The sequence below is a fragment of the Mesocricetibacter intestinalis genome, assembly GCF_004363295.1.
Lineage (GTDB): Bacteria > Pseudomonadota > Gammaproteobacteria > Enterobacterales > Pasteurellaceae > Mesocricetibacter > Mesocricetibacter intestinalis.
On sequence record NZ_SNYQ01000014.1, the window covers coordinates 1 to 13,975 of the forward strand.

At 44.7% G+C, this 13,975-nt stretch carries 13 protein-coding genes; 7 read left to right on the forward strand and 6 right to left on the reverse strand.

From position 1 onward, the window contains the following. The first annotated feature begins 209 nt into the window (after positions 1 to 209). A complete protein-coding gene (gene trmL / locus EDC45_RS10210) occupies positions 210 to 686 on the forward strand; it encodes a tRNA (uridine(34)/cytosine(34)/5-carboxymethylaminomethyluridine(34)-2'-O)-methyltransferase TrmL (RefSeq protein ID WP_133546058.1) in 477 nt (158 codons plus the stop codon). Between the two features lie 29 nt (positions 687 to 715). On the opposite strand, the gene EDC45_RS10215 is transcribed toward trmL, so the two are convergent. Next, the gene (locus tag EDC45_RS10215; protein WP_133546060.1) at positions 716 to 1,588 is read right to left on the reverse strand and encodes a VirK/YbjX family protein; all 873 of its coding nucleotides are present in this window, start codon (positions 1,586 to 1,588) and stop codon (positions 716 to 718) included. 211 nt (positions 1,589 to 1,799) lie between these two features. Between EDC45_RS10215 and yihA the strand changes: the two genes are divergently transcribed. Both yihA and EDC45_RS10225 read left to right on the forward strand, forming a co-directional pair. Then, entirely contained in the window at positions 1,800 to 2,417 is a 618-nt protein-coding gene (gene yihA, locus EDC45_RS10220) for a ribosome biogenesis GTP-binding protein YihA/YsxC (protein WP_133546062.1), read from the forward strand. A 104-nt stretch (positions 2,418 to 2,521) separates the two neighbouring features. Next, positions 2,522 to 4,054, forward strand: coding sequence for a YifB family Mg chelatase-like AAA ATPase (locus EDC45_RS10225; protein ID WP_133546064.1), 1,533 nt, complete (start codon positions 2,522 to 2,524; stop codon positions 4,052 to 4,054). Between the two features lie 34 nt (positions 4,055 to 4,088). On the opposite strand, the gene pdxH is transcribed toward EDC45_RS10225, so the two are convergent. Both pdxH and msrB read right to left on the reverse strand, forming a co-directional pair. Next, positions 4,089 to 4,721, reverse strand: coding sequence for a pyridoxamine 5'-phosphate oxidase (gene pdxH / locus EDC45_RS10230; RefSeq protein ID WP_133546066.1), 633 nt, complete (start codon positions 4,719 to 4,721; stop codon positions 4,089 to 4,091). A 164-nt stretch (positions 4,722 to 4,885) separates the two neighbouring features. Further along, positions 4,886 to 5,851 (reverse strand): peptide-methionine (R)-S-oxide reductase MsrB, encoded by a 966-nt coding sequence (gene msrB, locus EDC45_RS10235; protein WP_133546068.1) that lies wholly within the window; start codon positions 5,849 to 5,851, stop codon positions 4,886 to 4,888. Positions 5,852 to 6,199: 348 nt separating this feature from the next. Here msrB and EDC45_RS10240 point away from each other — a divergent pair, with 348 nt between their 5' ends. Beyond that, a complete protein-coding gene (locus EDC45_RS10240; protein WP_133546070.1) occupies positions 6,200 to 6,406 on the forward strand; it encodes a cold-shock protein in 207 nt (68 codons plus the stop codon). A gap of 164 nt (positions 6,407 to 6,570) precedes the next feature. On the opposite strand, the gene glpX is transcribed toward EDC45_RS10240, so the two are convergent. After that, positions 6,571 to 7,584, reverse strand: a complete 1,014-nt coding sequence (glpX, locus tag EDC45_RS10245) for a class II fructose-bisphosphatase (RefSeq protein WP_133546072.1) — start codon at positions 7,582 to 7,584, stop codon at positions 6,571 to 6,573. Between the two features lie 194 nt (positions 7,585 to 7,778). On the opposite strand from glpX, the gene zapB reads away from it, so the two are divergent. Next, positions 7,779 to 7,997 carry a cell division protein ZapB gene (zapB, locus tag EDC45_RS10250; protein WP_133546074.1) on the forward strand — a complete coding sequence of 73 codons (219 nt, stop codon included), beginning with the start codon at positions 7,779 to 7,781 and terminating at the stop codon, positions 7,995 to 7,997. Between the two features lie 228 nt (positions 7,998 to 8,225). Here zapB and EDC45_RS10255 read toward each other — a convergent pair whose 3' ends face one another. Together EDC45_RS10255 and EDC45_RS10260 are read right to left on the reverse strand one after the other, a co-directional pair. Continuing rightward, positions 8,226 to 8,720: a YfbU family protein gene (locus tag EDC45_RS10255; RefSeq protein WP_133546076.1), complete on the reverse strand. Its 495-nt coding sequence runs from the start codon at positions 8,718 to 8,720 to the stop codon at positions 8,226 to 8,228. Positions 8,721 to 8,735: 15 nt separating this feature from the next. After that, positions 8,736 to 9,485, reverse strand: a complete 750-nt coding sequence (locus EDC45_RS10260) for an MlaA family lipoprotein (RefSeq protein ID WP_133546078.1) — start codon at positions 9,483 to 9,485, stop codon at positions 8,736 to 8,738. A 222-nt stretch (positions 9,486 to 9,707) separates the two neighbouring features. Between EDC45_RS10260 and EDC45_RS10265 the strand changes: the two genes are divergently transcribed. After that, entirely contained in the window at positions 9,708 to 10,547 is an 840-nt protein-coding gene (locus EDC45_RS10265; RefSeq protein WP_133546080.1) for an OmpA family protein, read from the forward strand. 424 nt (positions 10,548 to 10,971) lie between these two features. After that, a partial coding sequence (locus EDC45_RS10270) for a beta strand repeat-containing protein (protein WP_208107272.1) occupies positions 10,972 to 13,975 on the forward strand: 3,004 nt, incomplete at its 3' end.

Genomic DNA, 13,975 nt, shown 5'->3' on the forward strand with positions numbered 1-13,975 from the left:
AACAAGGTAAAGGGAAGGGGAGCTAAGCTCCCCTTTGTTTATTTTAGGTAAGGTAAGCGCTTATGGAAAAGTGCGGTCGAAAAAGCGAAAGTTTTTTGATTGTTTTCCGGCCCGAATAAAAAATAAGGGCGAAGCAAGCGTCTAAACGGATATTACTTAGCGCCTTACCCTCTTTCTCCCGATTGCTTTAAGCGGAGATAAAAAGAATTATGTTAGATATTGTTTTATATGAACCGGAAATCCCGCAAAATACGGGCAATATTATTCGTTTGTGTGCAAATACGGGGTTCCGTTTACATTTAATTGAGCCCCTCGGCTTTACTTGGGACGATAAACGTTTGCGTCGCTCGGGTCTGGATTATCATGAATTTGCTGAGATAAAAAAGCATAAAACCTTTGAACAATTCCTTAGCGCCGAACAACCTAAGCGCTTGTTCGCCTTAACTACAAAGGGAACTCCCGCCCATAGCGAAGTAGCGTTTGCTCTTGGGGATTATCTGATGTTCGGACCGGAAACGCGCGGTATTCCCATGACAATTCTGGATCAGATGCCGGCGGAACGTAAAATCCGGCTACCTATGACCGCCAACAGCCGGAGTATGAATTTGTCGAATGCGGTAGCGGTTACCGTTTACGAAGCTTGGCGTCAGTTGGGATATGCCGGTGCAGTAAAAGTGAAGGCATAAGATAAGTCCCTTTATTCTACAGTGCTTTATTATTGCAGAGCTGCGCTAATTTGTTGGCGCAGTTCAGCCAGCATGGCGTAACGCTTACGATATTTGGAGCGTTTGTTACTTGGGATCTCCGTCAGGTTTTTGGTTTCGATTTCCAAGGGAAGATACCAGTAATCCTGTAATGATGCCGCACATTCAGCAAAGATTGCGTCATAATCTACAATATAACGTTTAGCCCGTACCCAACGGGATTTATTCTGATATTTCTGCGGAATACCGCACAAACGATCGTATCCCAGGGCAATGCTAAGGGATTTCATCGCTTCGACCATAAAATAGGCGGGGCGCAGACCGTGGCATTGTTTGGTCAGCTGTTTAACCAATTCTTTTGAACCCTCGAAATTCGGTCCCTGAATCACACCAATCAACAGTGCATTTTGCACTTTACCGAAGGTCAGCAAATATACCGTGCGTCCGCTTTCTTTCTGAATTAACTCCAACGCCCAGAAGCCTTCCATCGGTTGATGGCGGTTAATATTAAGATAAAGCTCAAAACCTTCAATCACTTCCCCGAAACATATCGGATGCTGCCAAAGCGGCGGCAGATTCAGGGCGGCGATTTTTTCCGGCAGGAAGCATAGGTTATCGCAAATAGCCTCGAAACGGCGCGCAGCACTAAAGCGTTTATCCAGAAAACGATGCGCCAACGGATAGCTGAAATCTGCATGGCGTTCAAATAAGGGGATAAACTCCGGGTGTTGATTGATAAAACGGGTAAAGCGTTTTATTTGACCGAAATGCAGTGCAGAGCGAAGATAAAAACGCAATCGTTTGGAACGATAGGATTTTTTTCCTTGATCCGGATAAAGTTTGACGGCTTTCGGCCATTGATATTGTGCATTTTGGTTACTCATCCCTGTTACCTCGTTACTATGATCTTTTTTACCTTTTTCTGTTGTAAATTTTTAAAGGAGCGTATTTTCGCATAATAATGCCTGGTTTTGTAATTTTTTATTTTAACCCCATGTATATTGGTGTTTCCGCGGATTGCAGATATTTGTTTTTAGCGGCTTTGTGGCTTAAAATGAGCCGCCGGTCCTTTGCCGAAATTTAGCAGGAGAGCTCATGTCGGAAATTAAACTGAACTACCATAAAACCCGTTTTTTAACCAGTGCGGCTAATATTAGCCAGTTACCGGAAGACAGCGGCATTGAAATCGCTTTTGCCGGACGTTCTAATGCGGGTAAATCTACCGCCTTAAATGCCCTGACCAATCAAAAGAGCTTGGCCCGTACTTCTAAAACTCCGGGACGCACTCAGCTGATTAATCTGTTTGAAACGGAAACCCAATGTAAACTGGTGGATCTGCCGGGCTACGGTTATGCCGCCGTACCGGAACAAATGAAGCTGCAATGGCAGAAATCATTGGCGGAGTACTTGCATAAACGGCAGTGCCTGCGGGGATTGGTGGTACTGATGGATATTCGACATCCCTTGAAAGATTTGGATCAGCAGATGATCGAATGGGCGGTGGACTCCGGACTGCCGATTTTATTATTGCTGACTAAAGCGGATAAGCTTAGCCAAAGCGCACGTAGCAAGCAGGTTAAAATGGTGAGGGAAGCCATTCTTCCGTTTGGCGGTGATATTCAGGTCGAACCTTTTTCCGCTCAGAATCGAATCGGTATTAATCGCTTGGCGGATAAGCTGGACACTTGGTTTGCTCCGCTGTTTGAAGCTTAAATCGGCAAACTTCCGCGATCGGGATCGTAAAGCCTTTCCCCATCCATATTCTTCTTATCTTTGCTTTCTTATATTTTCTCCGCTATAAAACTATCGGAGAAAATATGTCCCTGGCTATTGTGTACAGTCGTGCCTCCATTGGGGTGCAGGCGCCTCTGGTTACGGTTGAAGTTCATATCAGTAACGGAAAACCCGGTTTTACCCTGGTCGGTCTGCCGGAAAAGACCGTTAAAGAAGCCCAGGATAGAGTGCGCAGCGCTCTGCTGAATGCTCAGTTCAAATATCCCGCCAAAAGAATTACGGTGAACCTTGCTCCCGCCGATTTACCCAAAGAGGGGGGACGTTTTGATCTGCCCATCGCTATCGGTATGCTGGCCGCCTCGGGTCAAATTAATGCGGAAGGCCTGCACAGCTTGGAATTTATTGCGGAGCTGGCGCTGACCGGCGAGCTGCGCGCCGTACATGGCGTGATTCCGGCGATATTAGCGGCAAAGCGGGTTAAACGACGTACGGTAATCGCCCGATGTAATGCGGATGAAGCGGCATTGGTATCCGATCAGAAAAGTTATATTGCCGATAATTTATTGGCGGTGGCGCAGTTTTTGAATAAACAGCAACAGCTCGCAGATACGAGTTTAATCAAGGGGCAAGTCATTCCTCAATCCGGCCTCGAGAACGCCCGAGATCTAACCGATATTATCGGCCAGCAACATGCTAAGCGAGCGCTAACCATTGCCGCCGCAGGACAGCATAATTTACTCTTTCTCGGTCCGCCGGGTACGGGGAAAACCATGTTGGCCAGCCGCTTAACTTCATTATTGCCGGAAATGAGCGATAGAGAAGCAATAGAAAGTGCTGCGGTTACCAGCCTGATCCATAATGAGCTGAATATTCGTAACTGGAAACAGCGCCCCTTCAGAGCGCCTCATCATAGCGCTTCTTTGGCGGCGCTGGTCGGCGGCGGTACTATTCCGAAGCCGGGAGAAATATCCCTGGCACATAACGGCGTACTGTTTCTGGACGAGTTGCCGGAGTTCGAACGTCGCGTATTAGATGCCTTGCGCCAGCCTTTGGAAAGCGGGGAAATTATTATTTCCCGGGCCAGTTCGAAAATCCGCTTCCCGGCCAGATTTCAATTAATTGCGGCAATGAATCCCAGTCCGACCGGGCATTATCAAGGCCCCCATAATCGTAGCGGGCCGCAGCAGATTCTGCGTTATCTGAACCGTCTGTCCGGGCCTTTTCTGGATCGTTTCGATTTATCCGTGGAAGTGCCTTTATTACCTCCGGGAGCGTTACAAAATAATAATAGCGAACGAGGGGAAAGCAGTGAAAAAGTGCGGTTAAAAATTGTTAAGCTTCGCCAACTTCAATTAAATCGAGCGGGTAAGATTAACGCTCATCTCAGCACTAAGGAAATCGAACGGGACTGTAGAATTAATACGCAGGATGCACAGTTTCTGGAAAATGCACTGACAAAATTAGGATTATCTGTGAGGGCCTATCATCGTATTTTGAAAGTGGCGCGAACCATTGCCGATTTAGATGAGGAACCTGATATTTTGCGCCGGCATCTGGCCGAAGCGCTCGGTTATCGGGCAATGGATCGTTTGTTGCAGAAATTGAATCCGTTCTGAACGGAATAAGCTCGGTTGGGAATCTTTGTATATCCTAAGGGGATAAACGCTCTTTAATCCAGTTTTGGTTTTCCAGGCGGTAGCGGATTCTATCGTGCAGGCGGCTTGGTCGTCCCTGCCAGAATTCAATGCTGTCGGGGATAAGAATAAATCCGCCCCAGTGCGGCGGGCGGGGAATATGCAGCGGATATTTCGCCGCAATCAGCGCCGCTTTACCCAGCACCACCGATTTTGCGGAAATAATTTTGCTCTGTTCGCTGGCCCAAGCGCCAACCCGACTGGCGTAGGGGCGGCTGGCAAAATACTGATCGGATTGTTCGGCGGCCAGTTTCGCCGTTTTTCCTTCCACCCGTACCTGGCGTTCCAGCTCCGGCCAAAAGAAGGTTAAGGCGGCGAAAGGATGCTGTGCCAGCGCCCGCCCTTTTTGGCTTAAATAGTTGGTAAAGAATACAAACCCCTGCCGGTTGACTTCTTTTAGCAATACGATCCGAGCGGCGGGACGGCCGCGCTCATCTATCGTCGCCAGATTCATTGCGGTAGGTTCCTTTACTTGCACGCTTATGGCTTCATTCAGCCATTGTTCGAACTGTACCATGGGATCGGCAGCGCAATGGCTCTCCGATAATTCCCGTTTGCTGTAGTCTTCACGAATATTATGTAAATCCATCTTGTTTCTCGTAAGTTATTTTATGCCGTGTTGCCACAGATAAAATAACGCCGACGGCGCCGTCAGTAAAGGGAAAAGATGAGGGGGCGGAATTTTGCGGCGAGAGAGAACGGAAAAACGCTTGATGCTTTTCCGTTCCGCCATTTAGATTTTAATAAAGTTTTTTATTCAGGTGCCAGTATGCTTGGAATGAACTCGGCATAACCCTGTTCTTCCATTTCCGCCAAGGGAATGAATTTTATTGATGCGCTGTTGATGCAATAGCGTAAACCGCCTTGAGCTAGAGGGCCGTCGTTAAATACATGACCCAGATGAGCTCGGCCGCTGCGGCTGATAACTTCGGTTCGGTGCATATTGAAACTATGATCCTGACGGTAATCCATTACCCCTTTATTAACAGGTTTGCTGAAGCTCGGCCAACCGCAGCCGGATTCAAATTTATCTCGGGAAGAGAATAAAGGCTCGCCGGTGGTTATATCCACATAGAGACCCGGAGCAAAATTATCCCAGTATTGGTTATTAAATGCAGGTTCGGTATGTTGATGTTGGGTTACATTATATTGTAGCGGTGTGAGTTTTGCTTTTAATGTTTCGTCGTCGGGTTTCGGATAATCCGCCGGGTCGATAATAATCTCATCTGCTTTGCTCAGATCAATATGGCAGTAGCCACCGGGATTTTTTTTCAGATAATTCTGATGATATTCTTCCGCCGCCACATAATTACGCAGCGGTTCTACTTCAATACGTATTTTATCCTGATATTTTTGCTGTAACTTTTCGATTTGTTGTTCAATAATCACTTTATCCGCCGGATCTTGGTAATAGATACCGGTTCGGTATTGTCTGCCGCGATCATTTCCCTGGCGGTTTAAACTGGTGGGATCGATAATCCGAAAGTAATAACGCAATAATTTAGGCAGTGAAACCAGATTGGAATCGTAAACCACTTTAACGGTTTCCGCATGATCTGTAAGAGCAATCAACGCATAAGCGGTTTTATCGCTTTTACCGTTAGCATAGCCGGACTGAACGCCCCGCACACCGTAAATTCGTTGCATATAGGCTTCTACTCCCCAGAAGCAGCCGCCGGCTAAATAAATTTCACTGAGTTTTTTGTTGATTGCCGTCATATTTATTCCCTCTTATAAAGGCTGTGTTGTGTTCGCTTGTTTGCATATGCGCATATTGTATTAGTCGATATAATAGCCGATGCCTTACAACACGTTAATAGAACGTTAGACGAAATAAATTTTATCGGAAGAAGAATATAGCGGCAAAAAGTAAGCTTCACGGGAAGAAAGAGGAGATTTAATTTATATTTTATTACTTATTAATAAAATAAAGCATGCTATTTTTTCCAGATACTGTTAGTATGAGATTGCTTATATAAGCACAGGGATATCTAAGCATTTTTATCGTAGTTATTAAATATTATTTAGTTATCTTAATTTTTTTATATACACCGGGATAAGGTATAAATGTCACAAGTTACAGGAACCGTAAAATGGTTCAACGATACAAAGGGATTCGGATTTTTACAAACTGAAGCGGGAGAAGAAGTTTTCGTTCATTTCTCCGCCATTCAAAGCGATGGTTTTCGCAGCCTAAAAGAAGGTCAGAAAGTTACATTCGCTGTAATTGACGATAAACGTGGTAAAAAAGCGGAAAACGTATCAGTTCTCTGATTGTTATCGAATTAGGAAAAGCCGCCCGCAGGATTGTTTGCAATCGAAGCCGGGCGGCTTTTTATTTGGTTGCGATTCACGTTACCCGCTTGAACTGCCAGTTGTCCCGGTAAAGTGCGGTGAAAATCAGGTAAGTTTTTTACCGCACTTTAAGTTTACGGGATTTAACTGCGAATCAGATTATAGATTTCCGTATCTTTGCGATCCAGATAATGGGTGGACAAAATACGTCGGATAGTCCGGGAGCGTCCGCGGATTAACAGGGTCTCTGTCGTCGCCAGATTTTCTTTGCGTTTAATACCCTGAACTAAATCACCGGGCGTGATGCCGGTGGCGGAAAAGACCAGATTATCGTCGCGCACCAGTTCTTCCAATGTAAGTACGCGGTTGATCTCTACCCCCGCTTGCTGGCAGCGCTGAATTTCTCGGGCTGCGATTTCCCGATTTTCCGCCGTATCACCCTTCACCTGATGACGCGGAATCAGTCGCGCCTGCATATCACCGCCTAGCGCACGGATAGCCGCCGCTGCTACTACTCCTTCCGGCGCACCGCCGATACCGTATAGCATATCCACTTCACCTTCCGGCAGACAGCAGAGTACCGAACCCGCCACATCGCCGTCCGGAATCGCCAGAACGCGGATTCCCATGGCTTGCATATTGCGGATAATTTCATCATGTCGGGGTTTTGCCAGCACCATGACGCTGAGTTGCGACATCAGTTTTCCCAGTTTAGAGGCGACCCGGCGCAAATTCTGTTCAATCGGCAAATTGAGATCGATCATTCCCTTTGCTTCCGGCCCCACCACCAGTTTTTCCATATACATATCCGGCGCTTTCAAAAAGGTATTTTTTCCACCCGCCGCCAGCACGGAAAGAGCATTGGGTTGCCCCATTGCGGTCATACGGGTGCCGTCGATAGGGTCTACCGCAATGGAAACCAGCTCGCCCATTCCGGAACCGACCTTTTCGCCGATATAGAGCATTGGCGCCTGATCGATTTCTCCTTCGCCGATAACGATTTCACCGTCCATATTAATACGATTCAGCATATAGCGCATCGCCTGTACGGCGGCATCGTCCGCCGCATTTTTATCGCCACGTCCCAGCCAGGCGTAGGCAGCCAGTGCGGCGGCTTCGGTAATTCTTGAAAATTCAATCGCTAATGCTCTGTTCATTTCGTTGATCCTTTTTGTTGCTTGATACCGGACTTATTCTAACATTCGTGCAATCGTTTGCGATAACAAATTTTTCCCGCCTGCGGAAAAATTCGGGTAATCCGAGCGGAATTTCTATTTCAGGCTTTAATAAACGGGGGGAACAGGGTAGAATACCTGTAAATTTTCATACATCTTATTAAGAAGGAAGTTTTATGTCTTTAGAAATTTTAGATCAGTTGGAAGGGAAAATTAAACAAGCGGTGGAAACCATCCAATTACTTCAGCTGGAAGTAGAAGAATTAAAAGAAAAAAATCAGCAGATGCAGCAGACCAACGATACGCTACGCGGTGAAAACGAGCAGCTTAAGGTGGAGCATAATAACTGGCAGGAACGTTTACGCTCATTACTAGGACAGATTGATAACGTTTAATCCTCCCTTTCTTACCTTCATAATGCGCCGGCAGAAATTCTGACCGGCGTTTTTATTATTCTCTCCGTCGGCGGAGGATATTTGAAAAAAACGGTGCAGGCGGAATAAGCGACCTGTACTATCCTGTCTTTAGGTTGGTCAGTTTCGTATGTGGTTTCGGAAGGCTATTGGCGGGTGATAAAGTGCGGTTAAAAAATACAAAGTTTTTTTAACCGCAGGGTAGTTTTATCAGGCGTTCAGGATTTTCTGAATTTCTGCCATACTGAGATGATATTCATGTGGGCATTCGCGCCAGGCGTCGAGCATTTTAATATATTTATCCCACATCGGGGTTTGAGCGTCGCAACCATGTTCGCAGCGCATAAACTCCTGATATTTCCCCTCTACACCGGTAATAAAGCGTAGATAGTTCAGATATTTTTTCTCACGTACCGCACAATAACCGGCAAATTGCAAGCGGTGCGGAGTTAAGTCGGATTTGTCCGCCAGATTATTGTAAGACACCTGCAGAGCGTTATACATTTCCAAGGTGGCGAGGACGGTTTTACACTCTTCTTCGGAAATATAAGAGAAAGCGCTGTCCAGTTCTTTTAGCTCCAATGCAAAACCACCTTTTACAATGCGCTCCAGACGATCATATTGTTTGGCATTGGTCGGATCCAGCAGGCCCATCAGTTTATACTGGTTGGCCAAAATTAAGCGTTGGGTTGATGTCATTTCCATAGTATTATTCCTGAGTTAATCGATACTGTTTAATTCTTCCTGCGAAAGTCCGCTCTCGCTCGGTTTAACTTTACCGTCGGTGGCGCGATACTCTAAATTCTGATAATAGCCTTCGCGGTAAGCGACATAAGGGTCTTGCGCTTGTTCCAGCAGCGCTTCCTGCCCTATTGCTTTAGCCCGTTTATCAATTCCTTGAATACCGTACTTCACTAATGACCAAGGTCCGCCTACCCAGTGCCAGAACGGGTAAGTATATCCCATATCTACGGCACTGCCGGTGGCCTGTCGCGGCGTAGTAGCACCGTAGGCAGGCAGCATTACATAGGCACCGGCATTGACACCGTAGCTGCCTAGGCTATCGCCAAAGGTGCGATCATTTTCGATTTTAAGCGGATCGCTGTAACTGGCCCAGTCAATCAGACCGCCCAACCCGAAGGTGGAGTTAATAATAAAACGATTCAAATGGACAAAGGCCTTTTTTACCTCGCCTTCGAACAGACGGTTAATAAAACTGACCGGCTCGTCCAGGTTATTGGCCACATTTACTAACCCGGTGCTTACCGGGCTAGGTACATATTCTTTCCAACCCGTCGCGACAGGTTTCAGAATATAAGGATCCAATACCTTATAGTTAAAGTCCCACATGGTGCGGTTAAAGCCCTGCAGCGGATCCTGTCGCTCGCCGGTTTGCGGATCGATGGACTGACATCCGAGCATCAATAGCACACAGCAAGCGGGTAACATATATCGCGTTAATTTTTTCATTCCTTTTTCTCATTCAATAAAATCTCCCTCATTGTAAATGACTTTAGGGGCCCTTGACAATTGATGAATTTATAGGGAAATAATGAAATCTACAGAAGAAATCCGCCGGTTTTTTTCCGACTTTAGTGAATATTAATTTAAGTACGGGCTGGCAGCCGTCCGGCAATGTGGTAAAATAAAGCGCTGTTTTCTGTTACCCTACTAACGAAGAAGGAATATTATATGAAACTCACCTGGTCAACATTTGCTATCGCCGCAATCTTCGGGTTAGCGGCCTGCGGAAATTTAAGTAAAGTATCGCCGGAAGGTACGGCGGAAGTAAAAGATTTAGTTTGGCCGAAAATTGATAGTGCCGGATTTAATCACAGCGGTACACAGGAAGGTTCATGGCCGAATTGGGATAATATTCGCTTGATCGAACGCGGTATGAATAAAGATCAACTGTATAATCTTATTGGTCGCCCGCATTTTGCTGAAGGATTATACGGCGTACGCGAATGGGATTATGTGTTCCATTATCGTGAAAACGGCGAGCATAAAGTATGTCAATACAAGGTTTTATTTGATAAAAACTATGATGCGCAGAGCTTCTTCTGGTATCCGAACGGCTGTAACGGTAATGCGCACTATACCTTAAGCGGAGATTCTCTGTTTGATTTCGATAAGGATCAACTAACGGAGGAAGGTCGTCGTATTATTGCCGACGTGGCGAATGAACTGAAAGCTTCAAAAGCACAGCAGGTTCGTGTCAGCGGCTTTACCGATCGCCTAGGCGCGGAAGACTATAATCTCAAATTATCGCAACGACGTGCCGAAACCGTACGCAACCTGTTGCAATCCCATGGCGTCAAAGCGCCGATTAGTGCAGTAGGATTGGGTAAAGCGCAACAAATCAAAGCCTGTTCGAATGAAAGCGGACAAGCTTTACGCGACTGCCTGAAACCGAACCGCCGGGTGGAAATTAAAGCTGACGGCGTCAGCGTTTCAAATTCTACCGATGCGGGCAAAGAGGGACCTTCCGTTTTATACGATAAAAGTTATCCTCAGGCTCCGAAACGCTAAAATATCGCCGCTGCAATATATTAATTAGGCGGGATTCTTCTAAAAATAATTGCGGCCATTGTTTTTGCAAAATATGGCCGTAATTTATATGATTTTTTATATTTTAATGCTGCGTAAAATCTTAGTATTGGCGCAGATCTCACTTTTCTTTTCAATTTTTTGTTTTATACTTAATTGTCTAAAATTTAACCCTTTTATATAGGGGTATAAGGCTATACGCGAACGGAATATTATCGCGATGCTTCTTTGGACAGAAGCAGATTTACTTCAAGGATTGAATTCTGGAATTTTCAGAACTCAGTCCTTTTTTATTGTATCTGCGCTATAAAAGTATGTGCCGATATACAGATTATCAAACCTGTTGAGTAAGCAGGGTTATTTTATAAATTGATAAATTAAATTATTAACATATTGGGGAATATAAATGAACAAGGTCTTTAAAGTTATCTGGAATCAGGCTATCGGTGCTTGGGTTGCCGTATCGGAATTGGCAAAAGGGCATATTAAATCCAGTTCTTCCTCTTCGGATAAACCTGCTAAAAAAGGTTTAAATAAGCAAAGAATATTAACTCAGTCAGTTATAGGTTCCCTTTTATTAGCAACGGTTGGAACGGTTTATGGACATGCCCTTGCAGGTGGAAGTGATGGTACAGGTTCAGCCAAAAATAAGGATTCCAATGTAATTATTGGTCAAAATACGAAAGGGAATGCAGCGAACAATTGGGGAGATGCTTCCCGTTTACCCAATATTGTTTTGATTGGGAATAATGCAAGCTTAGCATCTATGACTGGTGGAGAAGGCCTTGGTAATGGGTTTGAGTCTACTGGTGTTGGGGCCTTTTCAAAAGTTGCGGAAAAATCTACTGCTTTGGGCTACAAGGCCGATGCGGGTAAGGTTGAGTCAGTAGCTATGGGGTGGACTGCTACAGCTAACCAAGGAAGTGGTGCTACTGCTGTTGGTGCAAAGAGCCAGGCCTTAGGTGTAGTGTCGACAGCTTTAGGTCATGGTGCTCAAGCAACAGGTGGGTGGGCTACGGCTCTTGGTACAACTACACAAGCAAAAGGAGCCTCCTCTGTTGCAATAAGTTATGCAGCACATGCACACTCAGACGGTTCTCTCGCTATTGGTAGATTCGCTAACTCTACAGGGGTGGATTCAGTTGCTTTAGGGCGAGGAAGTACTACAAAAGCCGACAGAGCAGTTGCTATCGGTAGCGGAATAGCTGGAACTAATACCGATGTTGTTGGAGCACCTCAGGCTCTTGCTGTAGACACTATTTCTATTGGTTATCAGTCCGTCGCCAAAAACCAGAACTCTATTGCCATTGGTAAAAATGCACAGACACAGGTTGATAATGGAATTGCTCTAGGTGTTGATTCGGTAGCAAACAGAGGACCCGGATCTGTCGGTTATGATATTTCAACAAATAAAACTTCTACTTTAAGCGATTCTACATGGAAGGCAACATATAGTGCGTTATCTGTCGGTGATACAGGAAAAACCAGACAAATTACTAATGTTGCAGCAGGTTCGGCAGATACCGATGCCGTCAACGTGGCACAGTTAAAGAAAGTTGCTGATTTGGTTAAACAAACTCCGGGTGGAGGAACGGCTTATTCCTTTAAAATTCAAGCAAATGGCGGTAGCTCAGAAACAGTAGCTAACGGAGAAACCGTTAATTTTGCTAATGGCAGTAATATCAATATTACCAGAAACGGTAAAACGGTTACTGTAGCTACCACCAATGACCTTAATTTAACACCTGCCGGTAGTGTTAACATCGGTGGTACAAAATTAACACAAAATAACCTTACCATGGGGGATACCGCATTTACCAATACGGGGTTAACTATTAAAAACGGCCCGTCCGTAACTAACACTGGAATTAATGCCGGCGATAAGAAAATCACCAATGTTGCACCCGGTACTATTGGAAGTGGTTTTAAAGATGCTGTGAATGGCGATCAATTGTATAACTATGTAAAAGTTAACGGTAATCCGGTGGCTAATAATGGTTCGGTTAATTTTGTTAACGGAACAAATACGGTGGTTAATGCAGCGGGTGGTAATATTTCTTATAACGTCGCCAATACCAATTTAACCACAACAAACGGACGCATCAATACACCAAGTAATTCTACTGCTTTTGTTAATGCCGGTGATTTAGTCACTGCAATTAATAATACTTATCATACTGTTAATACTGCTACTAATAATAACCAAGTGATTTCCGGTGCCAATGCCGGTGGCGTAAAAGTTAAGGCTGGTGATATTTTGACTTATAGTGCAGGTAAAAACTTAGAGATTAATCAAACCGGTTCAACTATTACCTATGGTCTATCTACAGATATTAATGTTAGTACTGTAGTAGCAACTAATTCGGTAACAGTGGGGAAAACTAGTGTTATTAATGGTCAAATTAATGGAATTAATAATAATTTACCTTCCATAGCTAATTATGAGAATCGTCTGCCAGGACAAGAGAGCCTTAATAAGGCCGCTAACGTCCAGGATGTGCTAAATGCTGGCTGGAATTTAAGGGAAAATGATAAAACCAGAGACTTTGTTAAGACTTATGATACCGTGAATTTTAATGATGGTGATGGTACTAAAGTAAGCATTGTTGGCAATAACGATGGTAATAATGCTAATGTTTCAAATATTACAGTAAATGTTCAGTACGATAATAGTACTATCATTAAAGATAATAAAGGCAACCTAACCGTAAATACAAGTAATGTTGTCAAAGGTGATAATAATACGACCCAAGTGGCTAATGGCACAGTAACCGTAAAAACAGGCTCGGTTACAGTTAATCCGAATGGAACTGCTAAAGCTGATGATTCGAATGGTATTGTTGCGACTGTGACCGATGTGGCTAAGGCGGTTAATGATACTTATCACACAATCAAAACAGCGACAAATGATCAACAGGTTGTTTCGGGGGCTAATGCAACAGGTACACAAGTTAAAGCAGGTAGTATTTTAACTTATGAAGCAGGTAAAAACTTAGAAATTAATCAAACCGGTTCAACTATTACCTATGGCTTATCGAAAGATATTACCGTACAAAATATCACCGCAACCAGTATCAAACTGGGCGATACGGTGGTTTCTAACGGCACGGTAAGCAATCTCACCAATAATCTGAATGTTCCTACTGATAAAGCAACCTCAGGTACGGCACCAACATTAGCCGATAAGCAGGGTAACAATGCGGCGACGGTTAATGATGTCTTAAATGCCGGTTGGAACCTGCGGGCGAATGATACTGAGGTTGATTTTGTCACAGCATATGACACGGTTAATTTTACCAACGGTAGTGCAACGGTGATTGAAGCGGTGAATACGGATGGTAAGACTTCGCAGATTAAAGTGAATGTGAAGTATGACAACAGCACCTTGGTGACAGATGGTAATGGTAATT

Coding starts and splice junctions, on each gene's coding strand:
- trmL (WP_133546058.1), top strand. CDS start 210: ATGTTAGATATTGTTTTATATGAACCGGAAATCCCGCAAAATACGGGC.
- EDC45_RS10215 (WP_133546060.1), bottom strand. CDS start 1,588: ATGAGTAACCAAAATGCACAATATCAATGGCCGAAAGCCGTCAAACTT.
- yihA (WP_133546062.1), top strand. CDS start 1,800: ATGTCGGAAATTAAACTGAACTACCATAAAACCCGTTTTTTAACCAGT.
- EDC45_RS10225 (WP_133546064.1), top strand. CDS start 2,522: ATGTCCCTGGCTATTGTGTACAGTCGTGCCTCCATTGGGGTGCAGGCG.
- pdxH (WP_133546066.1), bottom strand. CDS start 4,721: ATGGATTTACATAATATTCGTGAAGACTACAGCAAACGGGAATTATCG.
- msrB (WP_133546068.1), bottom strand. CDS start 5,851: ATGACGGCAATCAACAAAAAACTCAGTGAAATTTATTTAGCCGGCGGC.
- EDC45_RS10240 (WP_133546070.1), top strand. CDS start 6,200: ATGTCACAAGTTACAGGAACCGTAAAATGGTTCAACGATACAAAGGGA.
- glpX (WP_133546072.1), bottom strand. CDS start 7,584: ATGAACAGAGCATTAGCGATTGAATTTTCAAGAATTACCGAAGCCGCC.
- zapB (WP_133546074.1), top strand. CDS start 7,779: ATGTCTTTAGAAATTTTAGATCAGTTGGAAGGGAAAATTAAACAAGCG.
- EDC45_RS10255 (WP_133546076.1), bottom strand. CDS start 8,720: ATGGAAATGACATCAACCCAACGCTTAATTTTGGCCAACCAGTATAAA.
- EDC45_RS10260 (WP_133546078.1), bottom strand. CDS start 9,485: ATGAAAAAATTAACGCGATATATGTTACCCGCTTGCTGTGTGCTATTG.
- EDC45_RS10265 (WP_133546080.1), top strand. CDS start 9,708: ATGAAACTCACCTGGTCAACATTTGCTATCGCCGCAATCTTCGGGTTA.